Origin of the sequence: uncultured Brevundimonas sp. (genome assembly GCF_937863155.1) — a bacterium.
Classification (GTDB): domain Bacteria; phylum Pseudomonadota; class Alphaproteobacteria; order Caulobacterales; family Caulobacteraceae; genus Brevundimonas.
On record NZ_CALMFB010000025.1, the window covers coordinates 143,118 to 165,817 of the forward strand.

General features: G+C 69.1%; 25 protein-coding genes, 2 tRNA genes and 1 riboswitch. Of the genes, 13 read left to right on the plus strand and 14 right to left on the minus strand.

All coding sequences use genetic code 11. The features are described from left to right. A riboswitch (SAM riboswitch) is annotated at positions 1 to 117 on the minus strand. 185 nt (positions 118 to 302) lie between these two features. From Q0581_RS04830 to thrB, 3 genes are all read left to right on the plus strand, one after another. Continuing rightward, the gene (locus Q0581_RS04830; protein WP_298698107.1) at positions 303 to 440 is read left to right on the plus strand and encodes a hypothetical protein; all 138 of its coding nucleotides are present in this window, start codon (positions 303 to 305) and stop codon (positions 438 to 440) included. Between the two features lie 110 nt (positions 441 to 550). Further along, complete coding sequence (locus tag Q0581_RS04835) at positions 551 to 2,281, plus strand: homoserine dehydrogenase (protein WP_298698109.1); 1,731 nt, start codon at positions 551 to 553, stop codon at positions 2,279 to 2,281. A 32-nt stretch (positions 2,282 to 2,313) separates the two neighbouring features. Beyond that, a complete protein-coding gene (gene thrB, locus Q0581_RS04840; protein ID WP_298698111.1) occupies positions 2,314 to 3,246 on the plus strand; it encodes a homoserine kinase in 933 nt (310 codons plus the stop codon). On the opposite strand, the gene thrC is transcribed toward thrB, so the two are convergent. Continuing rightward, complete coding sequence (gene thrC / locus Q0581_RS04845) at positions 3,243 to 4,634, minus strand: threonine synthase (protein ID WP_298698113.1); 1,392 nt, start codon at positions 4,632 to 4,634, stop codon at positions 3,243 to 3,245. The genes thrB and thrC overlap by 4 nt on opposite strands. Positions 4,635 to 4,723: 89 nt before the next feature. Between thrC and Q0581_RS04850 the strand changes: the two genes are divergently transcribed. After that, entirely contained in the window at positions 4,724 to 5,668 is a 945-nt protein-coding gene (locus Q0581_RS04850) for an aspartyl protease family protein (protein WP_298698115.1), read from the plus strand. Here the strand turns inward: Q0581_RS04850 and Q0581_RS04855 are convergent. Then, entirely contained in the window at positions 5,665 to 6,513 is an 849-nt protein-coding gene (locus Q0581_RS04855; protein WP_298698116.1) for a neutral zinc metallopeptidase, read from the minus strand. The genes Q0581_RS04850 and Q0581_RS04855 overlap by 4 nt on opposite strands. A gap of 176 nt (positions 6,514 to 6,689) precedes the next feature. On the opposite strand from Q0581_RS04855, the gene Q0581_RS04860 reads away from it, so the two are divergent. Then, positions 6,690 to 7,112: an Hsp20 family protein gene (locus Q0581_RS04860; RefSeq protein WP_298698118.1), complete on the plus strand. Its 423-nt coding sequence runs from the start codon at positions 6,690 to 6,692 to the stop codon at positions 7,110 to 7,112. Positions 7,113 to 7,173: 61 nt separating this feature from the next. Next, entirely contained in the window at positions 7,174 to 7,431 is a 258-nt protein-coding gene (locus tag Q0581_RS04865) for a DUF1150 domain-containing protein (RefSeq protein ID WP_298698120.1), read from the plus strand. 37 nt (positions 7,432 to 7,468) lie between these two features. Here the strand turns inward: Q0581_RS04865 and ptsN are convergent, their stop codons facing one another. The 3 genes from ptsN to rpoN form a co-directional block, all read right to left on the minus strand. Beyond that, the gene (ptsN, locus tag Q0581_RS04870) at positions 7,469 to 7,933 is read right to left on the minus strand and encodes a PTS IIA-like nitrogen regulatory protein PtsN (protein ID WP_298698122.1); all 465 of its coding nucleotides are present in this window, start codon (positions 7,931 to 7,933) and stop codon (positions 7,469 to 7,471) included. Positions 7,934 to 8,012: 79 nt separating this feature from the next. After that, the gene (raiA, locus tag Q0581_RS04875; RefSeq protein ID WP_298698124.1) at positions 8,013 to 8,675 is read right to left on the minus strand and encodes a ribosome-associated translation inhibitor RaiA; all 663 of its coding nucleotides are present in this window, start codon (positions 8,673 to 8,675) and stop codon (positions 8,013 to 8,015) included. Between the two features lie 123 nt (positions 8,676 to 8,798). Further along, positions 8,799 to 10,316, minus strand: coding sequence for an RNA polymerase factor sigma-54 (rpoN, locus tag Q0581_RS04880; RefSeq protein ID WP_298698126.1), 1,518 nt, complete (start codon positions 10,314 to 10,316; stop codon positions 8,799 to 8,801). A gap of 97 nt (positions 10,317 to 10,413) precedes the next feature. Here rpoN and Q0581_RS04885 point away from each other — a divergent pair, with 97 nt between their 5' ends. After that, a complete protein-coding gene (locus tag Q0581_RS04885) occupies positions 10,414 to 10,875 on the plus strand; it encodes a hypothetical protein (protein ID WP_298698128.1) in 462 nt (153 codons plus the stop codon). Here Q0581_RS04885 and lptB read toward each other — a convergent pair. The 5 genes from lptB to Q0581_RS04910 all read right to left on the minus strand — a co-directional run bounded on the left by lptB (position 10,872) and on the right by Q0581_RS04910 (position 13,790). Further along, positions 10,872 to 11,666 carry an LPS export ABC transporter ATP-binding protein gene (lptB, locus tag Q0581_RS04890; RefSeq protein WP_298698131.1) on the minus strand — a complete coding sequence of 265 codons (795 nt, stop codon included), beginning with the start codon at positions 11,664 to 11,666 and terminating at the stop codon, positions 10,872 to 10,874. The two genes, Q0581_RS04885 and lptB, sit on opposite strands and share 4 nt — an antisense overlap. A 22-nt stretch (positions 11,667 to 11,688) precedes the next feature. Then, the gene (locus tag Q0581_RS04895; protein WP_298698133.1) at positions 11,689 to 12,174 is read right to left on the minus strand and encodes an LptA/OstA family protein; all 486 of its coding nucleotides are present in this window, start codon (positions 12,172 to 12,174) and stop codon (positions 11,689 to 11,691) included. 2 nt (positions 12,175 to 12,176) lie between these two features. Then, positions 12,177 to 12,839: an LPS export ABC transporter periplasmic protein LptC gene (gene lptC, locus Q0581_RS04900; protein WP_298698135.1), complete on the minus strand. Its 663-nt coding sequence runs from the start codon at positions 12,837 to 12,839 to the stop codon at positions 12,177 to 12,179. An 8-nt stretch (positions 12,840 to 12,847) separates the two neighbouring features. Beyond that, a complete protein-coding gene (locus Q0581_RS04905) occupies positions 12,848 to 13,462 on the minus strand; it encodes a ribonuclease D (protein ID WP_298698137.1) in 615 nt (204 codons plus the stop codon). Between the two features lie 241 nt (positions 13,463 to 13,703). Next, positions 13,704 to 13,790: transfer RNA gene (locus Q0581_RS04910), tRNA-Leu, on the minus strand. A 142-nt stretch (positions 13,791 to 13,932) separates the two neighbouring features. Between Q0581_RS04910 and Q0581_RS04915 the strand changes: the two genes are divergently transcribed. After that, positions 13,933 to 14,766 (plus strand): WecB/TagA/CpsF family glycosyltransferase, encoded by an 834-nt coding sequence (locus Q0581_RS04915; RefSeq protein ID WP_298698139.1) that lies wholly within the window; start codon positions 13,933 to 13,935, stop codon positions 14,764 to 14,766. On the opposite strand, the gene Q0581_RS04920 is transcribed toward Q0581_RS04915, so the two are convergent. From Q0581_RS04920 to Q0581_RS04930, 3 genes are all read right to left on the minus strand, one after another. Further along, positions 14,763 to 15,764 carry an NAD-dependent epimerase/dehydratase family protein gene (locus Q0581_RS04920; protein WP_298698141.1) on the minus strand — a complete coding sequence of 334 codons (1,002 nt, stop codon included), beginning with the start codon at positions 15,762 to 15,764 and terminating at the stop codon, positions 14,763 to 14,765. The genes Q0581_RS04915 and Q0581_RS04920 overlap by 4 nt on opposite strands. A gap of 93 nt (positions 15,765 to 15,857) precedes the next feature. Beyond that, positions 15,858 to 15,933, minus strand: a tRNA-Ala gene (locus Q0581_RS04925). Positions 15,934 to 16,095: 162 nt separating this feature from the next. Further along, positions 16,096 to 16,560, minus strand: coding sequence for a TIGR02300 family protein (locus tag Q0581_RS04930; RefSeq protein ID WP_298698143.1), 465 nt, complete (start codon positions 16,558 to 16,560; stop codon positions 16,096 to 16,098). 150 nt (positions 16,561 to 16,710) lie between these two features. Here Q0581_RS04930 and aroA point away from each other — a divergent pair, with 150 nt between their 5' ends. The 5 genes from aroA (at position 16,711) to mscL (ending at position 21,560) form a co-directional block, all read left to right on the plus strand. Beyond that, on the plus strand, positions 16,711 to 18,006 hold the full coding sequence (gene aroA, locus Q0581_RS04935; protein WP_298698174.1) for a 3-phosphoshikimate 1-carboxyvinyltransferase: 1,296 nt from the start codon (positions 16,711 to 16,713) through the stop codon (positions 18,004 to 18,006). Between the two features lie 45 nt (positions 18,007 to 18,051). Further along, positions 18,052 to 18,696, plus strand: a complete 645-nt coding sequence (cmk, locus tag Q0581_RS04940; protein WP_298698144.1) for a (d)CMP kinase — start codon at positions 18,052 to 18,054, stop codon at positions 18,694 to 18,696. A gap of 152 nt (positions 18,697 to 18,848) precedes the next feature. Beyond that, complete coding sequence (gene rpsA / locus Q0581_RS04945; RefSeq protein WP_298698146.1) at positions 18,849 to 20,549, plus strand: 30S ribosomal protein S1; 1,701 nt, start codon at positions 18,849 to 18,851, stop codon at positions 20,547 to 20,549. 301 nt (positions 20,550 to 20,850) lie between these two features. Further along, the gene (locus Q0581_RS04950; RefSeq protein ID WP_298698148.1) at positions 20,851 to 21,141 is read left to right on the plus strand and encodes an integration host factor subunit beta; all 291 of its coding nucleotides are present in this window, start codon (positions 20,851 to 20,853) and stop codon (positions 21,139 to 21,141) included. 2 nt (positions 21,142 to 21,143) lie between these two features. After that, the gene (gene mscL, locus Q0581_RS04955) at positions 21,144 to 21,560 is read left to right on the plus strand and encodes a large-conductance mechanosensitive channel protein MscL (RefSeq protein ID WP_298698150.1); all 417 of its coding nucleotides are present in this window, start codon (positions 21,144 to 21,146) and stop codon (positions 21,558 to 21,560) included. Here mscL and Q0581_RS04960 read toward each other — a convergent pair. After that, positions 21,448 to 22,647 (minus strand): N-acetyltransferase, encoded by a 1,200-nt coding sequence (locus Q0581_RS04960; protein ID WP_298698152.1) that lies wholly within the window; start codon positions 22,645 to 22,647, stop codon positions 21,448 to 21,450. The genes mscL and Q0581_RS04960 overlap by 113 nt on opposite strands. Between the last annotated feature and the right edge of the window lie 53 nt (positions 22,648 to 22,700).

Here is a 22,700-nt window from a genome sequence, read left to right on the forward strand (position 1 = left end):
CACTCATCTCTCGCGGATCGCCGAAGCGACCCCCGCAGGAGTTGGCACCGTTTCGGGCGGAACCCGATGGTTGCCCCGGCGTCAAAGGGCCTATCCCTCAGCCGGTCTTGATGAGTGCGCTTACGGTGCGATTGCGAAGTTCGCGGGTCAAGAGAAAAAATATTGCGCAACGTTCGCGAAAATCATCCCGCCGTCGCCTGTGTGGCCGATTTGCACAGGGCGTTCGCAAAAAACGTGCGAGCCGCTTGACGCGCCGCCACAGGCTGCGTCAGTCTGGGTTCAAGATTGAACGAGGCCTTTGCGTGACCCATCGCGCCTTCATCTCCGGCCGGACGACCGTCGCCACCGCGACGCGCTTCGGCATGGGCGCGACCATGATGGGCATGACCTCGATGACCACCACCACCACCACCATGCCCTCGCGGGCGGGAACGGACTAGCGCGGTCGAACCAGACCCCACGCAGACCCCGAACCCCGCCCGGCCCCGCCCGGCGGGGTTTTTCCATTCCGCCTTTCTCCCCAAAGATCTTTCAGCCCACGGACCCCGCCATGTCTTCCCAAGCCGCCCTCGCCCTGGTCGCCGACGCCGAAAACCCCGCCGCCTGTCCCGAGGTGGAGGCGCCGGTGGTGGTGCTGAAATTCGGATCGTCCATCCTGCGTTCGCCCGCCGATGCGCCCGCCGTGGCCTCGGCCATCTACGCCCAGGTGCGGGCTGGGCGCCGGGTGGTGGCGGTGGTTTCGGCCTTCGGCGGCGCGACCGACAGGCTGCTGGCCGAGGCGCGGGGCCTGGGCCTTGCGCATGAGAACGACCTGCTGCCCGGCTATGTCGCCCTGGGCGAGGAGAAGGCGGCGGCCCTGGTGGCGATCGCCTGCGACCGCATCGGCCTGGACGCCGCCGCCCTGTCGGTGCGCGAACTGGGCATTGCGGCCGACGGCCCGGCTGAGCATGCGCGACCCTCGGCCCTGCGCGGCGAGGCGTTGAAGAACGCCCTGGCGCGGCATCAGGCGGTGATCGCCCCCGGCTTCGGCGCGGTGCGGGCCGATGGGCGGCTGGCGCTGCTGGGGCGGGGCGGGTCGGACCTGACGGCGGTCTTCCTGGCGGCTGAACTGGGGCTGGATCGGGTGCGGCTGGTCAAAGATGTGGACGGCCTCTACGACCGCGACCCCAACGCCACGGCCTCGGTCCCGCTGCGTTACCGCCGCATCGACTGGGAGGGCGCGCGACGCCTTGGCGGCCAGCTGGTCCAGCGCGACGCCATCGACCTGGGCCAGGACCGGGCGGTCGAGATCGAGGTGGCGGCCATCGACCGGGCCGAGGGCACGGTGATCGGCGACCGTTCGGCGCCCCCCGGCCCGGCCCCGGCGCGGCGGCCGGTGCGGGTGGCCGTGGCCGGTTGCGGCGTGGTGGGCGGCGGCGCCGTCAGCCGCCTGCTGGTCGATCCGAAATTCGAGGTGGTGGGCGTGCTGGTGCGCGACCCGAGCAAGCCGCGCGACATCGATTGTCCGGCCGAACTGTTCACCGCCGATGCGGACGAGCTGCTGGCGCGTGGGCCGGACGTGGTGCTGGAGGCCCTGTCGGACGGGGCGGCGGGCCACGCCCTGATCCGTCGCGCGCTGGAGGCCGGCTGCGATGTGGCCAGCGCCAACAAACAGGCGGTGGCGGCTGATCCTGAGGGGCTGCTGGCCCTGGCGGACCAGAAGGCGCGACAGCTATTCTGGTCGGCCTCGGTCGGGGGCGGATCGCCGATGATCGAGACGGTGCGAGCCGCCCGCGCGGCCGGACCCATCGCCGCCTTCGAGGCGGTTCTGAACGGCACATGCAACTTCATGCTGGAGCGGCTGGGCCAGGGCGCGGCCTTCGACGAGGCCCTGGCCGACGCGCGCGCCGCGGGCTTCGCCGAGGAAGACCCGTCCGCCGATCTGGAAGGCCACGATTCGGCGGCCAAGGTGCGGCTGCTGGCGTTCGAGGCGTTCGGCCGGGCGCCTGAGGCGGTGTCGCTGGAGGTGCTGTCGCCCGCCACCCACGTCGCGCCGGGTCTGCGCCAGATCGGCGCCTGCCGGGCCGATGATGACGGTCTGGCGGCCTCGGTCAGCCTGGACGCCGACAACGACCAGCCGCTGTTCGCGGCCCTGCGCGGCGAACGCAACGCCCTGCGGGTCGTCGGCGCGGACGGCCGGGTCTGGACCTGTCGCGGGCGTGGGGCGGGGCGCTGGGCCACGACGGAAAGCCTGCTGGCGGACCTGGCCGAGATCGCGCGGGCGCGCCACGAGGAGGCGTGACGCCGGGCCGCAACGCAAGCTAGGGGAAGGCCATGGCCGTCTTCACCCCCGTCAGCGACGACGATGCGCGCGGGTTTCTGCGCGCCTATGACCTGGGCGAGCTGACCGCCCTGACGCCCATCGCCGAGGGGGTTGAGAACACCAACTATGCGCTTGAGACCACACATGGCCGCTTCGTCCTGACCCTGTTCGAGGGCCGGACGCAGGCGGCGGCCCTGCCGTTCTGCCTGGGCCTGACCGACCATCTGGCGCAGGCGCGCCTGCCGATGGCGCGGCCGGTGCGGGATCGGTCGGGCGACTTGCTGGGGTCGCTGAACGGGCGTTCGGCGGCGATTGTCGAATGGCTGGACGGCGCCTGGCTGCGGGCGCCCCAGGCGGATCAGCGGGTCCAGGCCGGGGCCATGCTGGCGCGGATGCATGGGGCGGCGGCCGGCTTTGCGATGCGGCGCGACAATCCGGTGGGACCGGCCGCCTGGCGCGCCCTGGCTGACCGCATCGCTGCGCGGGCGCAAGGGGCGGATCGGGCGATGCTGGACCGGATCGAGGCTGAACTGGCGGACCTGGGGCCTGATCCGTTCGGCGGCGATCTGCCGACCGGGGCCATCCACGCGGACTATTTCCCCGACAATGTGCTGTTCGCGGACGGCGTCCTGTCGGGGGTGATCGACTTCTATTTCGCCTGCACCGGGCCGCTGGCCTATGACCTGGCCATCGCCATGACGGCCTGGGGGTTCGATGGCGAAGGGCGGCCTCTGGACGGCGCCATGGCGGCCCTGCGGGACGGCTATGAGACGGTGCGGTCGTTGACGGAGGCCGAGGCGGCGGCCCTGCCGCGACTGGGCCGGGCGGCCTGTCTGCGGTTCAGCCTGACGCGGCTGCATGACCGTGTGTTCCACGACCCGACCCACCTGGTCACGCCCAAGGACCCGGCCGCCTTCCTGGTGCGTCTGGACGGCTGGGTTTAGGCGGAAAAGGCGCGCACGGCGTCCAGGGCGGCAGCCTCGGTGGCGTCGATGACGGTCAGGCGTTCGGGCTTGTCGCCCAAGGCGCGGATCACCGGCGCGGGTTCCGGCTCGACGCCCAGCACATCGGAAACGAAGCCGCCGAATTTCGACGGATGGGCGGTCGACAGGGCCACCACCGGCCCGGCCGAGCGGTCGATCCCGCGCGCGGCGGCCAGGGCCACGGCCGTGTGCGGACAGACGATGCGGCCCCAGTCGGCGTGCGCGCGGGCGATCTGGTCGCGCGTGGTCGCCTCGTTCACCGAGACGGCCGAGACCTGGCGCCGCAGGGCCGCCAGCAGGTCGTCGGGCAGGGTGATGCGCCCCTCGCGGGCGAAGGTTTCGAACACCGCGCGGGTCGTCTCGGCGTCACGGCCGGACGCCTCGAACACCAGCCGCTCGAAGTTGGACGGCGCCTGGACGTCCATGCTGACGCTGGCGGTCTGGACGGCGGCGCGGCGTTCATAGACGCCGTCGTTGATGGCGCGGGCCAGGGCGTCGTTGGCGTTGACGGCCGCGACGAAGCCCAGGGCGGGCAGGCCCATCTTCGCCGCCGCGATTCCGGCGAAGGCGTCGCCGAAATTGCCGGTGGGCACGACCCAGGTCGCGGGGCGGCCCCCCAGTTGCGACGCGGCCGAGACATAATAGGGAATCTGGCCCGCCAGCCGCGCCCAGTTGATCGAATTGACCGAACTGAGCCGCCCCTCCTGACGCAGGGATTCGGTCGCCAGCAGGGCCTTCACCAGACGCTGGCAGTCGTCGAAATCGCCGCGCACGGCCAGGTTCAGCACATTGTCGGCGCCGCAGGTGGTCATCTGGCGCCGCTGCACCGGCGAGACGCGATCCAGCGGATGCAGCACGATCAGGCGGATGCGCTCTGCCCCGGCGAAGGCGGCCACCGCCGCCGCGCCCGTATCGCCGCTGGTCGCCGTCAGCAGGGTCAGCCGCTCGCCCGAGGCGGCCAGGGCCGCGTCCGACAGGCTGGCGGCCAGCTGCATGGCCAGATCCTTGAACGCCGCCGTCGGGCCGTGGAACAGCTCCAGCACGAACAGCCCGTCCTCCACCTCGACCAGGGGCGTCACCGCCGGATGGTCGAAGCCGGCGACCAGGCGCGCAATGGCCGCATCCAGGGCGGCGGGCGGCAGGGCGTCGCCGATGAAGGGCGCCAGCACCTCGCGCGCGATGTCGGCATAGGTGCGACCCGGCCGCGCCGCATCGGGCGCCAGCGTGGGCCAGGCCTGCGGCATGTACAGGCCCCCGTCCGGCGCCATGCCGCGCAGCAGGGCCTGGGCGAAGTCGGCGACGGGCGCGGCGCCGCGGGTCGAGACATAACGGTCGGGGCGAGGGTGCATGGCGTCTTGGTATCGGGCCGGACGCGCCCCGTCATCCGTAAACGCCCGGCTCTGGCGCATCGGCGCGCGACAGGCCATCTGTGACGGCGATGGATCGCCGCCTGTTTCTGAGACTGGGGCTAGGCGCCGCCGCCGTGGGCGGGGTGGTGCTGCTGCGCGACCGGGTGCTGTGGGCGCCGCCCAGCGCCGAATTCATCGGTCAGGTCCAGACGACAGGCTGGCTGACCTGGGCGCAGCCGCGCGTGCTGGCGCCGACGGTCGCGGTGGATGTGGGCGGGCGCACCGTCCACGCCCTGATCGACAGCGGCGCCCAGTTTTCGGTGATCGACCGCGCCCTGGCCGACCAGATCGCCGTGCGTTCGGCCTTCGACCTGCCGGTGATGGCCCATGGGGTCGGCGGCGAGGGCCAGATGGGGCGCGGCGCCCGGATGGATGTGGGGCTGGGTCCGCTGCGGATCGAAGGGCTGCGTGCGGCGGTGCTGAACCTGGGGCCTCTGGCGGGGCCGGACGGGCTGAACACGCCGCTGATCCTGGGCCACGACATGCTGAGTCGGCTGGTGCTGGACCTGGACACGGACCGGCGTCGGCTGTCGCTGACCCTGCCGGGCGCCTATGCGCCGCCTGCGGGCCTGGCGCCGGTCGCGACCCTGCGACGCGGCCGCGCCCTGGTCGCGCCGGTGACCGTCGAAGGTCATGAGATCGAGGCGGTGATCGACACCGGCGCATCCAGCCTGCTGTCGCTGAAACGGTCGGCGGCCGAGGCGGCGAGCCTGCTGGACGGACGGCCGGTTCACGAGGGAAGCAGCCTGGTTCTGGGCGGGGTGGTGGCGGCCCGGATCGTCAGGACACGCAGCGTCGTCTTCGCGGACCAGACCTATCGCGGGCGGCCGGTGTCGATCTTCGCCGACGCCGTGGCGCCCGGCGTGCCCGACGCCCTGGTGGGCATGGCGGCCTTCATCGGGCGCCGCGTCGCGATCGATGCGGGCGAAGGGCGGATGTGGGCGTCACGCCCGCTGGATCTGACCGTGGGTTAGACGGAACCGAAGGTGTCGCACACCGCCGGATCGCCTGAATCATAGCCGCGCCGCAGCCATTCCATCCGCTGGGCCGAGGTGCCGTGGGTGAAGCCTTCCGGCGTCACACGACCGCCCGAGCGGCGTTGCAGGGTGTCGTCGCCGATGGCGTTGGCGGTCTTCATGCCCTCTTCCAGGTCGCCCGGATCCAGCGCCACCTGACCATTGGAGGCGGCCGAGGCGTTGCGGGCCCAGACCCCGGCATAGCAGTCGGCCTGAAGCTCCAGCGCCACGGAATAGCGGTTGGCCTCGGCCTGGCCCGAGGCGCGCTGTTGGGCCTGCTGCACCTGCTGGCTGGTTCCGGTCAGGGTCTGGATGTGGTGGCCGAACTCGTGGGCGATGACATAGGCGCGGGCGAAATCGGCGCCCGAGGCGCCCAGCTGCTGCTCCATCTGGGACCAGAAGCTGAGGTCCAGATAAACCGTCTTGTCGGCCGGGCAGTAGAAGGGCCCCATGGCCGCCTGGCCATAGCCGCACTGGGTGCCGGTACCGCTTTCGTACAGGACCACACGCGGCGGCTGATAGCCGTTCAGCTTGGTCTGCCAGACGTCGTTGATATTGGCGCCGACCACATCGACGAACTGGCCCGCCTGATCCTGGGGCGTGCCCTCGACCCCCTTTTCCGAGGCGCCGACGCCGCCGAACTGGCTGGCGACCTGCTGTGTTGTGGACGGGTCGATGCCGAAGACGAAATAGCCGATGGCCGCCAGGATCAGCACGCCGATCCCGCCGCCCGCCGCCGCTCCGCCGCCCATGCCGCGCCGGTCCTCGATCCCGCCGCCGCGCCGTCCGCCCTGCCACCGCATGACCCGTTCCTCCGTTGGTCGTCGCCCTAAGCTATGCCGCAACGCCAGGCGAAGGGAAGGGATGCACGAAAGCTGTTGATCCGGGCGGGGCCAGACCCCATTTCCCGGTCACGGTCTTTGCGTCCGCCCATCCGGGGGGCGCAGCGGCCGGGTCGCTTGACGAAGGACCGACGACGATGACGACGCGCACCATCCTGTTCGACAGCCCCTTTCTGCTGGGCTTCGACCATACCCGCGCCCTGATCGACCGCGCCGCCAAGGCCGCGGCCGAAAGCTATCCCCCCTATAATGTCGAACAGCGGGGCGACCATGCGGTGCGCATCACCCTGGCGGTCGCGGGCTTTTCGCCCGAAGAACTGGCCATCACCCTGGAAGGGCGCCAGCTGACCATCGCCGGCAAGCGCGAGGACGGGCCCAAGGGCGCCGAACCGGCCTTCCTGCACCGGGGCATCGCCGCGCGCGGCTTCGTGCGCAGCTTTGTTCTGGCCGACGGGCTGGAGGTGCAGGGCGCGCAACTGGAGCATGGCCTGCTGCATGTCGATCTGATGCGGCCCGAGCAGGAACGCACCGTGCGGCGCATCCCCATTACGGCGGGCTGAACGACAGCCGCCGAACGGCCCGGCGATCCGGGCGTTAGTAAAAGTTGAAGGAGGCGGTCTGATGACGCCGATGAGGATGACCAAGGAAGAATTCGCCGGTCTGGGCGCCCCGGACCTGGTCTATGTGCGCGAGATTCCGGCGGCCGAGGTTCTGGCCGATACGCCGGTGCTGGCCAGCGAGGCGTTGGCCATTGATCCGGACCAGATGCTGTATGCGGTGCATGGCGCGGACGGCGAACGGCTGGCCGTTATGATCGACCGCGACACCGCCTTCGCCGCCGCCGTGGCGCACGAGCTGGAGCCGGTGTCGGTTCACTGACGCGCTCAAGCAGCGAGCGACTGCGTCGCGAGCAAATTCAGGCGGCGGTCTTTTCCGTATCTCGCACGAACAGGGCGTGGATGGCGTCGGGCGTGCGGGCCTGGCGCAGGCGTTCGCGCAGTTCGGCCCCGCGCAGGGCGCGCGACACGGCCGCCAGGGCGCGCAGATGTTCGGCGCCGGCGTCGGGTGACGCGAACAGGGCGAACAGCAGATCGACCGGCCGGTCGTCCAGAGCCTCGAACGCCACCGGCTGGTCCAGTCGCACGAAGACGGCGGCGACCCGGTCCAGGCCCGGCAGTCGGGCATGTGGCACGGCGACGCCGCCGCCCAGGCCGGTCGAGCCCAGCGCCTCGCGCTCCATCAGCGCCGAAAAGACCTGTTGAACGTCGCGGCCCAGCATCTGGGCCGCCGCCTCGGCCGCGATATGCAGCGCCTGGCGTTTGGACGACGCGCCGCCGCGCAGGACAATGCCCTCGCGCGTCAGCATCTCACCGATGTCCATGAAAACCCCGACTCGTACCCATCATCCCGATGGGCGGGCGCCCTTTAGACGCTCCGCCCCGTTTGGGGAAGACCTACCACTAAGCCTTTACCGAACCATGTCCGTTGGACGACCCGTTCTTGGCGGTGCGCTCGGGGTCGATCCAGCCGACGTTGCCGTCAGGGCGGCGATAGACCACCGACACCCCGCCGTGGGCGGCGTTGCGGAAGATCACGACCGGATAGCCGGTCATGTCCAGCTCCAGAACCGCACGGCCGACCGTGATGGTGCGCAGCTCGTGTTCCGTCTCGGCGATGACCATGCCGACCGGGGGCGGTTCGTCGGGACGGCCCGCCTCGCCGAAGGTTTCGTCCTCGACCTCGTCCGGGTTGCGCAGAACGATGCTGCGGGCCACGTCGCGGGCCGCGTTCTCAGTCTTTTCGGGCGACAGAGCCTTGGGACCGATGTGGTGATCCTTCAGTCGGCGCTTGTAGCGGCGAACCCGCTTCTCCAGCTTGTCCAGACTGTCGGAAAAGGCCGAATGGGCGTCGCCGCCGAAGCCGGATGTCACCAGGGATTGGCCCGAGGCCAGGCGGACCCAGCAGTCCACCTTGAAGCCATGGCCATCCTTGGACACCACCACCTCGGCGTCCTGACCGCCGCGTTCGAAATATTTTCCGACGCCGTCTTCGAGTTCCTGGGAGATGCGCGAGCCTAACGCTTCGCCGACATCCACATGCTTGCCGCTGACTTGCACTTGCATGCCGATACAACGCGCCCGACCGTGAATGGTGTCAACGCCGATCACCTATTTGTGGTCAAGCTGTCGGGGCGGTGCGGGCGTGCGGCGAAGCGGCGCGCTTGAACGACTTAGGCACCGAAAAAGTCAGGCGAAATTCAGCATCCGCTTGCGCTGGATCGACGACGGAATGCGCAAGGCCTCGCGGTATTTCGCCACGGTGCGGCGGGCGATGTCGATGCCCGCCTCGTTCAGGATTTCAACGATGCGATCGTCGCTCAAGACGTCGCCGTCGGCGGCCTCAGCGTCGATCATGGCCTTGATGCGACTGCGGACCGATTCCGCCGAATGGGCGGCGCCGCCATCGGTGGCCTGGATGGCGGCGGTGAAGAAGAATTTCAGCTCGAACACGCCGCGCGGGGTGGCGACATATTTGTTCGAGGTGACGCGGCTGACGGTGGATTCGTGCATGCCGATGGCCTCGGCCACCGTCTTCAGGTTCAGGGGACGCAGAAACTCGACCCCGAAGGCCAGGAAGGCGTCCTGCTGGCGCACGATCTCCGACGCGACCTTCAGGATCGTCTTGGCCCGCTGGTCCAGCGATTTGACCAGCCAGTTGGCCTGGGCCGCGAAGTCGGCGACGAAGGCCTTGTCCGTCTCGTTGCGCGCGCCGGCCGCCACCACGCCGTGATAGCGTTTGTCGACCAGGAGGCGGGGCAGGGTGTCGCTGTTCAGTTCGACGCGCCAGCCGCCGGCCGGGTCGGGCCGCACATGGACGTCGGGGATGACCGTCTGGGCCGTCTCGCCGCCGAAACCGGCGCCGGGGCGCGGCGTCAGGGCCTTCAGCTCGGCGATCATCTCGGCCATGTCCTCGGCGTCGACGCCGCAGGCCTTGCGAAGGCCCGGCAGGTCGCGCTTGGCCAGAAGGTCGAGGTTGTTCAGCAGGCAATCCATGGCCGGATCGAAGCGGTTGCGCTCGATCAACTGCAGCTTCAGGCATTCCGGCACCGAGCGGGCCATGACGCCGGTCGGCTCAAAGCCGTGACAGACGGCCAAAACCGCCTCGACCCGCTCCAGGCCGCAGCCCAGGCGGTCGGCGATCTCGGCCAGTTCGCCGCGCAGGTAGCCGCCCTCGTCCACCGCGTCGATCAGGGTCAGGGCGATGGCGTGGTCGGACGCCGACAGGCCGGCGGACGACGCCTGGGCCTGCAGATGCTCCCACAGGGTGATCTCGCGCTGCTCGTTGCGTTCGCCCTCGCCTTCGGGCGCCACGCCACCCTGGCGGGTGCGGGACCAGTCGGACAGGCCCGGCTGCTCGATGGCGGCGTCCGTCGCGCGGTCGCCGGTGCGTTCGCCGGGGGCGGCGTCGCCGTACAGATCGTCGTCGCGGGCGTCCATGGCCTGGGCGGCCTCGCCGGCGCGGTCGTCGGAGAAGCTGAGTTCGGATTCGGCGGTGGATTCGGCGGTGGATTCAGGGCGTTCGGCGGGTTCGGGGGCGTCCCCTTCCGCCTCGTCTCGCGACAAGAGGGGATTGCGCTCCAGCTCGGCTTCGACGAAGGCGTCCAGCTCCAGGTTCGACAGTTGCAGCAGCTTGATGGCCTGCTGCAGCTGGGGCGTGATGACCAGCCCCTGACCCTGCCTGACCTCAAGCCTCTGACCCAGCACGTCCTGCCCCCGGCGAACCGGGTCTGGCCCGGAATTTGCTGGGGCCACTTTCGGCCCAAGGGGTTAACGGGGGGCGAACGCCTGATAGGTTGATCGGATGAGCCTCGCCTGTTCCCGTGTTCTCGCCGTGGCCTGTATGGCGGCGATACTCCATGGGTGTGGCCCCGGATCAGATCGGAGCGAAGACGCCAGCAGCCTGACGGACGTCGACCTGACCCCTGTTCAGAAGAAAGCGCTCACGGCCGAAGCCCTGGCCGGAAACGCAGAAGCCGCTTTTCGGCTATCCGAATTCTATACCTTAGCGGGCGGTGACGGTGACCCGAACGTCATCGACGCTCACGACAGGGCCGAGGAACTTCGCTGGCTATCCCTGGCTGCAGCAGGCGGACACAAGGTGGCGGCCTTCAATCTCGCCGTGTCCATGGCGGATGTGGATTGCCCAAGGGCACGACGGATGATGACGCAGATTTCGCTGGATACTCTGGATGGCGAGAGAGCGCGATCCGCACGATACTGGCTTGAAGACTCGCGCTTCGACTGCGCTGCGAAGTCGCCCTAGCCGTACATCTCACCCAGATAGACACGCCGCACTTCGGGGTCGGCGATGACCTCGGCGGCGGTGCCTTCGAACAAGACGGCACCGCCCGAGATGATCGAGGCGCGGTCGATGATGTCCAGCGTCTCGCGGACATTGTGGTCGGTGATCAGCACGCCGATGCCTTCGTCCGCCAGATAGCGGATGACCTGGCGGATGTCGGCAATGGCCAGGGGGTCGATGCCGGCGAAGGGTTCGTCCAGCAGCATGAAGCTGGGCCGGCCAGCCAGGGCGCGGGCGATCTCGCAGCGGCGCCGCTCGCCGCCCGACAGGGCCGAGGCTGGGGCGTGGCGCAGATGCTCGATCCGCAGTTCGTCCAAAAGGCGGGTGGTCTCGGCCTCCACGCGCTCGCGCGGGTGATGCAGTTCGACCACCGCCTTGATGTTCTGTTCCACCGTCATGCCGCGGAAGATGGAGGCTTCCTGGGCCAGATAGCCCAGACCCATGCGGGCGCGCTGGTACATGGGCTGGCTGGTGATGTCCTCGCCGTCCAGCCAGATGGAGCCGCTGTCGGCCGGGATCAGGCCGGTGATCATGTAGAAACAGGTGGTCTTGCCCGCGCCATTGGGGCCCAGCAGGCCCGCCACCTCGCCGCGCTGGACCGTCAGGGAGACGTCGCGCACCACTTGACGCTGGCCGAAGCTGCGGGCGATGTTGTTGACCCGCAGGCCCTTTGCGGCGGGCGCGGTTTCGGGCGCGGCGGCGACTTTGGCCGCCTCGTCCAGGTTCAGGGCTGAGAGTTCCTTGCGCGCCAAGCGTCAGTCCAGGCCCGAAGGCTCAGTTCCCGTTCGGATAGAAGACGCCCTGGACGCGGCCGTTCGAGCCGGCGCCTTCCCAGCGGGCGTCGCCGCTGCGGACGTTGTAGATCAGCCGGCCGCCGGTGGCGACGTTGCGGCCCTGGTTCAGCACCACCTGGCCGGTGACGGTCAGATCGCCGTTGGCCAGGTTGTAATGGGCGCGGTCGCCGCGCACCGTCTGTTGCGGGGTGACGAAGAAGACGCCGCCCACGGCCTCGGCCTCGCGGACGTCGGCCTCCGTGCCCTTGAAGTCGATGCGTTCGGCCCGCAGGCGATTGTCGCCCTGAAGGATCTCGGCCCGGCCGATCAGGGCGAAGCCCTCGGCGCTGTACTGCACCCGGTCGCCGCCCCACATGATCGGGGCGTCGCCACCGCCGATGGGGGCGTTCTGGGCGCCGCCGACCGAGGGCAGGGCCACGGCTAAGGCGGTCGCCGCCGCACAAAGGATCAGTCTGGTCTTGGCCATGGTCATTCGCCCGAACGCGCAGGGTTGAGGGTTCCGCGCACCTTGTTTTCGCCCGAGCCGCGGAATTCCACCGTCTGACCCTGATCGCGGATGACATAGGACGAAGCGGTGACGGTTCCAAGCGGGCCGGTGGCCTGGACGCCGCGATCGCCGGTCACCACGCCGGTCTTGGTGTCGACCACGGCTTCGGGCGTGGTCAGGGTCAGGCCCGAGCCGCCGTCCGAAATGCGGACGTTGGGGCCGATGATGACGCGGTCGTTCGCCTCGTCATAGGCGCCGCCGTCGGCGGTCAGTTCGGTGACCTTGCGCCCGCCCAGGTTCAGCCGCAGCGCCGGGCCGACCAGGCGGAAACGGCCGGTGGCGGCGTCGCGCACCGCGCCTTCGGCCCCGATGATGAAGGTGCGGCCCAAGGCGTCCTGGCCGTGGAAGCGGGGCTTGTCCAGGCGGACCTGACCGGTTTCGCCGGCCTTGCGCTCGACCCCCGACATGACGGTGCGGAACACGGTCCAGGTCAGGGCCCCGCCGGCCAGGGTCAGGATGACGATGGGCAGGACGCGCCGATACAGTTTCACCCGCCGCGACCGGGCGCGCCAGCGCTCGCCGGCGATGGCGACGCGGGCCTCGTCCTGGCGCTTGCGGTCTTCTGACGGATCGGGTGCGGTCATGGGCGGCGTCAGGCGTGGGCGAAGATGTCGATCTCGTCCCAGCCCGCCAGATCCAGGCGGGCGCGGACGGGCAGGAAGTCGAAACAGGCGCGGGCCAGTTCGGTGCGGCCTTCGCGGGCCAGCATGTCGTTCAGCCGCGCCATGACGGTGTGCAGATACAGCACGTCCGAGGCGGCGTATTCCAGCTGGGCCGGGGTCAGTTCGGCGGCGCCCCAGTCGCTGGACTGCTGGGCCTTGGACAGTTCGACGCCGGCGCATTCGCGCACCACGTCCTTCAGCCCGTGCCGGTCGGTATAGGTGCGGGCCAGTTTGGAGGCGATCTTGGTGCAATAGACCGGCCGCGTCTCGACCCCCAGGTGCAGGTCGAACATGCCGATGTCGAACCGGCCGAAGTGGAAGATCTTCAGCACCGCCGGGTCGGCCAGCAGCCGTTTTAGGTTCGGACAGTCATAGGCGGGGCGGTTCAGCCGCACCACATGGGCGTCGCCGTCGCCGGCCGACAGCTGGACCACGCACAGGGGGTCGCGGCGAAAACGCAGACCCATGGTCTCGGAATCCACGGCGACCACGGACCCCAGGTCCAGGCCGTCGGGCAGGTCGCCTTCGTGAAGATGAACGGTCATGACCTTCAACTACCTTTTCAGCGCGCCAGAAGCGATAGGGCCAGACAAACCCCGCCCCTCAAGCCGCGAGCCGAGCGATAGGGGCCAGAAAACCAGCCCCTCAAGCAGCGAGGCTCCGCGCGGCGAGCGGTAGGGGCCAAACACAATCCCGCCCCTCAAGCAGCGAGCCGCCGCGCGGCGAGCGTTAGGGGCCAAAAAAGAGAAAGGCGCCGCATCAGCGATGCAGCGCCTTTCAGAAATTTGGTGCCCAGAAGAGGACTCGAACCTCCACGACCTTTCGATCACTGGCACCTGAAGCCAGCGCGTCTACCAATTCCGCCATCTGGGCCCTGGGGTTTCCCCCGGGAAGGCGCGGACCCTTAAGGGAGGCCGCCGGGCCGGTCAACAGGGATTTGAACGAAATCCCGGCCAGACCTCATTAACCGTCCCGGCTTACGCGATCTTGAGGCGCGCGGGGCTAGACCTCAGGCATGAGCCGCACCGCCGTTCTGTCAGAACCCGCCGTTTCCACCGCCGTCGCGGCAGGGCCGAAATCGCAGCGATTGCGCCTGTTGGGCCAGTGCGTCGATCTGGTCACGCCGATCCAGGTTCTGGATCATATGGCCGAGACGATCAGGGCCGGTCGCCGGGCGGTGGTGGCCAACCACAATCTGAACAGTCTGAAGCTGGTGCGCGACAACGCCTTGATGCGCGCCTTCTATGACCAGGCCGAGCTGGTGCAGATCGATTCGACGCCGCTGATCGCCTTCGGTCGCCTGCTGGGCCTGCCGCTCAGCCGGGCGCACCGCAGCACCTATCTGGACTGGCGCGACGATTTCTGGATGCGGGCCGACCGTCTGGGCTGGCGGGTCTTCTATCTGGGCGGGACGGCCAGCGCGGGCGATCGCGCCGTCGCCCGTCTGGCGGGACGATACCCCGGCGCCGTGATCGAAGCGCGGTCCGGCTATTTCGACGGAACGCCCGGATCGTCCGACAACGCCGCCGTGCTGGACCGCATCGCGGCCTTTGGGCCGGACGTTCTGATGGTCGGCATGGGCATGCCGCGTCAGGAGGCGTGGATCGTGCAGCATCTGACGGCCCTGCCGCCCTGTGTCGTGCTGAACGTCGGGGCGGCCTTCGACTATGAGGCCGGGGTGCAGAAGCCGGCCCCCCGCTGGACCGGGCGGCTGGGGCTGGAGTGGGCCTATCGCCTGATCCACGATCCCCGGCGGCTGTTCCGGCGGTACTGTGTCGAGCCGTGGAGCCTGGCGGGACCGGCCCTGGCCGATGTCGGCGCGGCCCTGAGGCGTCGTCGTCAGGCTTAGAGATCGCCGCGCGCGCGCAGCCAGTCGACGAAGGCGGGCACCCCCACCGAAATCGGCGTCGACGGCCGATAGCCGGTCAGGGCCTCCAGAAGTTGGGGCGACGCGAAGGTCGCGTGCACGTCGCCGTCCTGCATCGGCAGGAAGGTCTTCCTGGCCTCCATGCCCATGGCGTCTTCCAGCGCGGCGACATAGTCCATCAGCGGGACCGGGGCGCCGCCGCCGATATTGACCATGCGATAGGGCGCGACCGGCGACAGGGTGTCGAAATCGCCCACGGGCGCGCCGACGACGGGGATGGCGTCGGTCAGGCGCACGATCGCCTCGACCAGATCGTCGATATAGGTGAAGTCGCGCGACATCTGGCCCTGGCCATAGATGTCGATCGGTTCTCCGCGGGCCATGGCGGCGGCGAATTTGAACAGCGCCATGTCCGGCCGGCCCCAGGGGCCATAGACGGTGAAGAAGCGGAAGAAGGTCGTCGGCGTGCCGAACAGATGGGCGTAGGCGTGGCCCATCAGCTCATTGGCCCCCTTGGTCGCCGCGTACAGCGTCAGGGGATGCACCGCCTGGTCCGTCTCGCGGAACGGCATGTCGGTGTTGGCGCCATAGGCCGAACTGGTCGAGGCAGCCAGCAGGTGCTGCACCGGCCGTCGCCGCGCCGCCTCCAGCACATGGAAGGTTCCGACCAGGTTGGACGCCACATAGGTGTCGGGATGGTCGATGCTGTAGCGGACCCCGGCCTGGGCGGCCAGATGCACCACGATGTCGGGCGCCGCCTCCTCCCACGCGGCATTCAGGGCCGCCGCGTCCGCCAGGTCCAGCCGATGCAGGCGAAAGGCGTCGAAGCCTTCCAGGATCGCATTGCGGTCCTCTTTCAGGCGCGGGTCGTAATAGGCCGAGAAATTGTCCACGCCCGCGACGACATGGCCGGCCTGAAGCAGGCGCCGCGCCAGATGGAAGCCGATGAATCCGGCCGTGCCGGTGATCAGGAAGCGCATGGTCGACGCCGTGGAGGCAAAGCGGAACCCGACCTATAGCCGATAGGGCGCCGCATATGGAAACGGCCGCTCCCTTTAGGGAAGCGGCCGTTGTGGTGGAGCTAAGCGGAGTCGAACCGCTGACCTCTTGAATGCCATTCAAGCGCTCTACCAACTGAGCTATAGCCCCGGATCCGAAGATCTGGTCCGCCGGGTTGTTCTTGCGAATGGCCCCCGGCGAGGCGGCGGAACCTATGTCAGGGTCTTGATGCGATCAAGCCCGGTTCCGGGTTTTTTTTGGCCCCCGCCCCGGCGGACCGAAAAGCCCGCCGGAACAAGAGGTTGGTTTCAATCAGTCGTCGTCGCCGGCCGGTTTGACGATGTCTTCTTCGAAGTTGTCGTCGTCTTCGTCCTCGATGAAGGGGACGGAGTCGTCGTCCTCGTCGTCCAGCACGTCTTCGTCGTCGCCATCGGTGGCGCCCATGCCGGCGTCGTCGGGCGAATCGCCTTCGGCGTCATCGTCGTCGTCGGGCGTCAGGATGGGCTCGTGGCCTTCCTGGTCGATTTCCGGGGTGGCCGGCGTATCATCTTCTTCTTCGTCGTCGCCGGCGGCCTTCTTGTCCTCGACCTGATCCTCGGCTTCGTCATCGGCGGCGTAGCCGGCGCCGCGACCGCGCGTACGGCGCGACTTCAGCATTTCTTCGGGATCGAATTCGGCTTCGCATTTGGGGCAGCGGGCCGGACGGCGATTCAGGTCGTAGAATTTCGCCTGGCAGTTGGGGCACACCTGCTTGGCGCCCAGTTCGGGATTGGCCACGGGGGATAGACCTCTGGCAGGGGGTGGAATCGGGCCGGTCCCTTGCCACCCCCCGGACCCGCTGTCAAAACCCGATTTCGCGCCCCGACCGCGCGTCCTCCCGCCATCCGCACCCGACCGGAGCCTTCAGGCTTGCCTTCGCCGTCCCATCTGACCGCCCGTCCTGCCGCGTCGCTGCATGGCGCAGCGACGGCGCCCGGCGACAAGTCGGTGTCGCATCGCGCCCTGATCCTGGGCGGTCTGGCGCAAGGGGTGACCGAGATCGAGGGGCTGCTGGAAGGCGAAGACATCCTGGCCACCGCCCGCGCCGTCGAAGCTTTTGGCGCCGAGGTTCGGAGATTGGGCGACGGGCGCTGGCGGGTGACGGGGCGCGGCGGTTTCGTCAGCCCGCCGGGCGTGATCGATTGCGGCAACGCCGGCACAGGCGTGCGGCTGCTGATGGGCGCGGCGGCGGGTCAGACCCTGAGCGCCACCTTCGACGGCGACGCCTCGCTGCGCCAGCGGCCGATGAAGCGGGTGACCGGTCCCCTGACGGCCATGGGGGCGCGCTTCGACTGGATCGGGCAGGAGGATCGTCTGCCGCTGACGCTGCACGGCGGGGGCTTGCGGGCCATCGACCATGTGCAGAGCGTCGCCTCGGCCCAGATCAAGTCGGCCATCCTGCTGGCGGGGCTGAACGCCGCCGGCGCCACGGTGGTGGTCGAGCCGGAACGTAGCCGGGACCACACCGAACGGATGCTGCGGGCCTTTGGCGCGCAGGTGGCGGTTCAGGATCAGGGCGCGGGCTGGCGCATCGCCCTGGAGGGCGGCCAGCGGCTGAAGGGAACATCGGTGGCTGTGCCGGGCGACCCGTCGTCGGCGGCCTTTCCCCTGGCGGCCGGGCTGATCGTTCCGGCCAGCGAGGTGACGGTGACCAATGTCATGCTGAACCCGCTGCGCACCGGCCTGTTCGACACCTGGCGCGACATGGGCGCCGATCTGACGGTGGCGAACCTGCGCCAGAGCGGGGGCGAGACGGTGGGCGATGTCACCGCGCGCCATTCCCGGCTGACGGGCGTGGTCGTGCCGACTGAACGCGCGGCGTCGATGATCGACGAATATCCGATCCTGGCCGCGACGGCGGCCTTCGCGGACGGCGCCACGGTCATGCGCGGGATCGGCGAGATGCGGGTCAAGGAAAGCGACCGCATCGCCCTGATGGCCTCCGGCCTTTCGGCCTGCGGGGTCCGGGTGGAAGAAGAGCCGGAAGGCTTCATCGTCACCGGCGGGTCCGTGCGCGGGGGGGGCATGGTAACCACCCACGGCGATCACCGCATCGCCATGAGCCATCTGATCCTGGGTCTGGCGGCCGAGCAGGCCGTGACGGTGGACGAGCCGGGCATGATCGCCACCAGTTTTCCCGGTTTCGTGTCCATGATGCGCGGGCTGGGGGCGGACATTGGTTAAGGCGGGGCTGGCGCGGCACGGCCGGATGTGCTGCTTCGGGATTCCATGAGCCGACCTCTGATCATCGCCGTCGACGGCCCGGCCGCCTCGGGCAAGGGGACGATCGCCGCGCGTCTGGCGGCGCACTATGGCCTGCCGCATCTGGATACGGGACTGCTGTATCGCGCCGTGGGGATCAAGGTGCTGGGCGACGGCCATTCGGTCGATGACGCCGAGGCGGCCGAGGCGGCGGCCCGGTCGATGATCCCAGCCGGGCTGGACCAGGATGCGCGCCTGACCACCGGCGAGGCGGGCGAGGCGGCCAGCCGCGTGGCCGGCCATCCGGGCGTGCGGGCCGCCCTGCTGGAGCTGCAGCAGGATTTCGCGAGCCAGCCGGGCGGGGCGGTGCTGGACGGGCGCGACATCGGCACGGTGATCGCCCCGGACGCCACGGCCAAGCTGTTCATCACCGCCAGCGCAGAGGTGCGGGCGCGGCGCCGCTGGCGGCAACTGACGGCGCGAGGCGACGTCATCGCTTTCGAGGACATGCTGGCCGATATCCTGCGGCGCGACGAACGCGACGCCGGGCGCGGGGCGGCTCCCATGATACCGGCCGCCGACGCGGTCTTGCTGGATACGACCGATCTGGATATAGAGGCCGCCTTCGATGCGGCCCGCCGTATCGTCGAGGCGGCGCGCGCTTCCCGATAGAGAAGCAAATCCAACGCACCTTTCCTCGGCTTCCGCGGGCGATGCTGACGCTTCGGCGCCTCGCGTCCCGACGACCTGACCACTCTTTTTCACCCACCCGCGCGGGGCCATCCGGTCACGCGCCATCAGCCTTTCAGAAACCCCAGAGCTTCATGACCGACACCCTTACCCCCACCCGCGACGACTTCTCGGCGCTTCTCGACGAAACCCTTCAGGGCCGCGACCTCGGCGAAGGCCAGGTCGTCCACGGCCGCGTCGTCGGCATCGAAAAGGACATCGTCATCATCGACGTCGGTCTGAAGACCGAAGGCCGCATCGCCATGCGCGAGTTCGGCCAGGGCGAAGGCGCCGTCCTGCCCAAGGTCGGCGACAATGTCGAAGTCTATCTGGAGCGCGTCGAGAACGCCCTGGGTGAAGCGGTCATCAGCCGCGACAAGGCCCGCCGCGAGGAAGCCTGGACCCGTCTGGAAGCCGTGTTCGCCGAAGGCCACCCGGTCAACGGCGCCATCGTCGGCCGCGTCAAGGGCGGCTTCACCGTCGATCTGGGCGGCGCCTCGGCCTTCCTGCCGGGCTCGCAGGTCGACATCCGTCCGGTGCGCGATGTCGCCCCGCTGATGGGCAAGGAACAGCCCTTCGCCATCCTGAAGATGGACCGCCCGCGCGGCAACATCGTCGTGTCGCGTCGCGCCATCCTGGAAGAAGCCCGCGCCGAGCAGCGCACCGAACTGGTCGGTCAGCTGGCCGAGGGCGAAGTGCGCGAAGGCGTGGTCAAGAACATCACCGACTACGGCGCCTTCGTGGACCTGGGCGGCATCGACGGCCTGCTGCACGTCACCGACATGAGCTGGAAGCGCGTCTCGCACCCGTCGCAAGTCCTGGCCGTGGGCGACACCGTCAAGGTGCAGATCGTCAAGATCAACCCGGACACCCAGCGCATCAGCCTGGGCATGAAGCAACTGCAGTCGGACCCGTGGGACGGCGTGGAAGCGAAATATCCGGTCGGCGCCAAATACACGGGCCGCATCACCAACATCACCGACTACGGCGCCTTCGTGGAGCTGGAAGCCGGGGTCGAGGGCCTGGTGCACGTCTCGGAAATGTCGTGGACCAAGAAGAACGTCCATCCGGGCAAGATCGTCTCCACCTCGCAGGAAGTGGACGTGGTCGTGCTGGACGTCGACAGCTCCAAGCGCCGCATCTCGCTGGGCCTGAAGCAGGCTCAGGACAATCCGTGGGACGCCTTCGTGGCCAACCACCCGGTCGGTTCGACCGTCGAGGGCGAAGTCAAGAACGCCACCGAGTTCGGCCTGTTCATCGGCCTGGACAGCGACATCGACGGCATGGTGCACCTGTCGGACCTGGACTGGAACGTCTCGGGCGAAGAAGCCATCCAGCGCTATCGCAAGGGCGAAATGGTCAAGGCCAAGGTTCTGGATGTCGACATCGAGAAAGAACGCGTCTCGCTGGGCATCAAGCAGCTGGGCGGCGATCCGATGGAAGGCGACACCTATAAGAAGGGCCAGCAGGTCACCGTCACCGTGACGGCGATCGAAACCGGCGGCATCGAAGTCAAATTCGGTGAAGACGACGCCCCGGTCACCGCCTTTGTCCGCAAGTCCGACCTGTCGCGCGACCGCAACGAGCAGCGCACCGAGCGTTTCGCCGTGGGCGACCGCGTCGACGCCATGATCACCGGCGTGGACAAGGCGACCCGCCGCGTCTCGATCTCGATCAAGGCGCTGGAAATGAAGGACGAACAGGAAGCCATCGAACAGTTCGGGTCGTCGGACTCGGGCGCCTCGCTGGGCGACATCCTGGGCGCCGCCCTGCGCGAGAAGGCCGGCAAGGAGTAATCCTTCCGACCCTCAAGCCGCAGAGCGACCGCGTCGCGAGCGGTAGGCTAAGAAAGAGAAGGGCGGCCGGAGCGATCCGGTCGCCCTTTTTCTTGGCGCGGCGGGCGGGGCCGGAAACCGTTTTCAGGCGGCCGCGCCGTCGATTAACGCTGATTATCGTGCGCAATTCCGACGCAGGGGCCTTTTTCGCGCGGCGGGCGACCGCTAGGGTGCCTCCTTCGCGGCCGATACCGGTCGCGGCTGATCTGGCGACACGGTCCCAAGGCGGCGCTGCCGTTCGGGACAAGGCGGGGGCCTTTGAATGATCAAGTCTGAGTTGATCGAGAAGCTGGCGGCCGAGAACACCGATCTGACCCATGCCGAGGTCGAACGGGTGGTCAATGTCGTGCTGGGCCAGATGACCCAGGCCCTGGCCGAGGGCGGCCGGGTCGAACTGCGGGGCTTCGGCGCCTTTTCGGTGCGGTCGCGTCCGGCGCGCACGGGCCGCAACCCGCGCACGGGCGAGGCGGTCGAGGTGCCGGCCAAGGCCGTGCCCTTCTTTAAAAGCGGCAAGGAGCTGCGTGAGCGGCTGAACGCCAGCGGAGACGCCTGAGCATGGGCCTGCTGACCGAGTTTCGGGAATTCGCCGCGCGCGGCAATGTGGTCGATCTGGCGGTCGGGGTCATCATCGGCGCCTCGTTCGGCAAGATCGTCACCAGCCTGGTCGAACAGGTGGTGATGCCGCCGATCGGCCTGGTGCTGGGCCGGGTGGACTTCTCGAACCTGGAATGGGTTCTGGTGCCCGAAGACCCGGCGACGGCGGCCATCGAAAAGGTGGCGATCCAGTACGGCGCCTTTATCAACACCGTGATCCAGTTCCTGATCGTGGCCTGGGTGGTGTTCCTGATGGTCAAGCTGATCAACAAGCTGCGGCGCGAACAGGCGGCCGATCCGGCGACGGACGCGCCGACGCCGACCGAGGCCCTGCTGGCCGAAATCCGCGACGAACTGAAGGCGCGGCCGAAGGGCTGAATGGCGCCGGCGGTGGTCTGAGGCACAGGGCGTAGTCCCCGTCATAGGGCGTGGGCGACCACAGGGTCGGATCGGGCGCATCGGCCGCGAACCGCGCATGGCAATGGCCCCAGCCGCCTTCCCGTCGCGCGCGTCGGACCAGCGGTCCCAGCTGATCCCACAGGCGCGGTGAAACGACCTGAAGCCGCACCTTGGCCGCCCCCATGGCGCGGGCGTTGTCGATCAGGGCCTGCATCAGGGCCGGCGCCGCCTCGGCCTCGTCTTCCAGCGCGACCAGATCCAACACCTCCAGGAACGGCGGGTCGATGGCGCTGGCCTTGGACAGGGCGGCCATGGCCATGCCGGTGATGCGGCCGCCGCGATGCATGGCCAGAACCAGCGGTCGCCGGGGCTGGTCTGGATCGGACAGACGCCAGCGCATCACCGGGGGGCTGCGGTCCGCGACCAGACGCCCCTCGCCGGCCAGGGCGGTCCAGAAATCGGCATAAGGCGAGCGGTCGCCCAGATCGGTCAGGATGGAGATGCCAGCCGGCAGCCGCAGGCGGGGCGAACGGGCCAGGCGACGGTTCAACAGCCGCTCGCCCAGCCAGGGGGCCGTGCGGGGCGCCGCGCGGATCAGCCGCCGCCAGATGCAGCCTTGAATGCAGGCCCATCCATCGACCACCCACGACAGCTTGACCGCGTGGGTCGCCGGCCAGGGCTGCATGTCGTGGCGGCTGTACAGGGGCGCCGAGCGGGGATTGGCGTTGAAGGTCCAGGTCGCGAACACGCCGGGCTGTTGCACGAAGGCGCCGATCAGGTCGCGACTGCCGCCCCGCTGATCCGGCGGAACGATCAGGTTGAAACCGGTGGCGCCGTAAAGCGTGCGGCCGTTCAGCCAGAACCGCTGCACCGCATTGCCGACACAGGCGACAGCCCGGTCTTGAGCGTCGGTCAGCACCCAGCCCAAAGGCGACAGGCTGTCCGCAAGACCCGGATTGGCCGCCAGCCAGCGCCACCCGGCCGAGGATCGCGCCGCCCAGCCCACGGCGGCGTGCAGACGCGACAGTTCGGCCTGATCGGACAGACGCAAGGGACGGATCGGCATCGGAAACCCTCCGGTTCCAAAACGGGACGCTCAGGGGAAGCCGACGCAAAAAA

Excerpts from the sequence above, each read along its gene's own strand:
- Q0581_RS04835 (WP_298698109.1), top strand. The coding sequence starts at position 551 with ATGTCTTCCCAAGCCGCCCTCGCCCTGGTCGCCGACGCCGAAAACCCC.
- thrB (WP_298698111.1), top strand. The coding sequence starts at position 2,314 with ATGGCCGTCTTCACCCCCGTCAGCGACGACGATGCGCGCGGGTTTCTG.
- thrC (WP_298698113.1), bottom strand. The coding sequence starts at position 4,634 with ATGCACCCTCGCCCCGACCGTTATGTCTCGACCCGCGGCGCCGCGCCC.
- Q0581_RS04850 (WP_298698115.1), top strand. The coding sequence starts at position 4,724 with ATGGATCGCCGCCTGTTTCTGAGACTGGGGCTAGGCGCCGCCGCCGTG.
- Q0581_RS04855 (WP_298698116.1), bottom strand. The coding sequence starts at position 6,513 with ATGCGGTGGCAGGGCGGACGGCGCGGCGGCGGGATCGAGGACCGGCGC.
- Q0581_RS04860 (WP_298698118.1), top strand. The coding sequence starts at position 6,690 with ATGACGACGCGCACCATCCTGTTCGACAGCCCCTTTCTGCTGGGCTTC.
- Q0581_RS04865 (WP_298698120.1), top strand. The coding sequence starts at position 7,174 with ATGACGCCGATGAGGATGACCAAGGAAGAATTCGCCGGTCTGGGCGCC.
- ptsN (WP_298698122.1), bottom strand. The coding sequence starts at position 7,933 with ATGGACATCGGTGAGATGCTGACGCGCGAGGGCATTGTCCTGCGCGGC.
- raiA (WP_298698124.1), bottom strand. The coding sequence starts at position 8,675 with ATGCAAGTGCAAGTCAGCGGCAAGCATGTGGATGTCGGCGAAGCGTTA.
- Q0581_RS04885 (WP_298698128.1), top strand. The coding sequence starts at position 10,414 with ATGAGCCTCGCCTGTTCCCGTGTTCTCGCCGTGGCCTGTATGGCGGCG.
- Q0581_RS04895 (WP_298698133.1), bottom strand. The coding sequence starts at position 12,174 with ATGGCCAAGACCAGACTGATCCTTTGTGCGGCGGCGACCGCCTTAGCC.
- lptC (WP_298698135.1), bottom strand. The coding sequence starts at position 12,839 with ATGACCGCACCCGATCCGTCAGAAGACCGCAAGCGCCAGGACGAGGCC.
- Q0581_RS04905 (WP_298698137.1), bottom strand. The coding sequence starts at position 13,462 with ATGACCGTTCATCTTCACGAAGGCGACCTGCCCGACGGCCTGGACCTG.
- Q0581_RS04915 (WP_298698139.1), top strand. The coding sequence starts at position 13,933 with ATGAGCCGCACCGCCGTTCTGTCAGAACCCGCCGTTTCCACCGCCGTC.
- Q0581_RS04920 (WP_298698141.1), bottom strand. The coding sequence starts at position 15,764 with ATGCGCTTCCTGATCACCGGCACGGCCGGATTCATCGGCTTCCATCTG.
- cmk (WP_298698144.1), top strand. The coding sequence starts at position 18,052 with ATGAGCCGACCTCTGATCATCGCCGTCGACGGCCCGGCCGCCTCGGGC.
- rpsA (WP_298698146.1), top strand. The coding sequence starts at position 18,849 with ATGACCGACACCCTTACCCCCACCCGCGACGACTTCTCGGCGCTTCTC.
- Q0581_RS04950 (WP_298698148.1), top strand. The coding sequence starts at position 20,851 with ATGATCAAGTCTGAGTTGATCGAGAAGCTGGCGGCCGAGAACACCGAT.
- mscL (WP_298698150.1), top strand. The coding sequence starts at position 21,144 with ATGGGCCTGCTGACCGAGTTTCGGGAATTCGCCGCGCGCGGCAATGTG.
- Q0581_RS04960 (WP_298698152.1), bottom strand. The coding sequence starts at position 22,647 with ATGCCGATCCGTCCCTTGCGTCTGTCCGATCAGGCCGAACTGTCGCGT.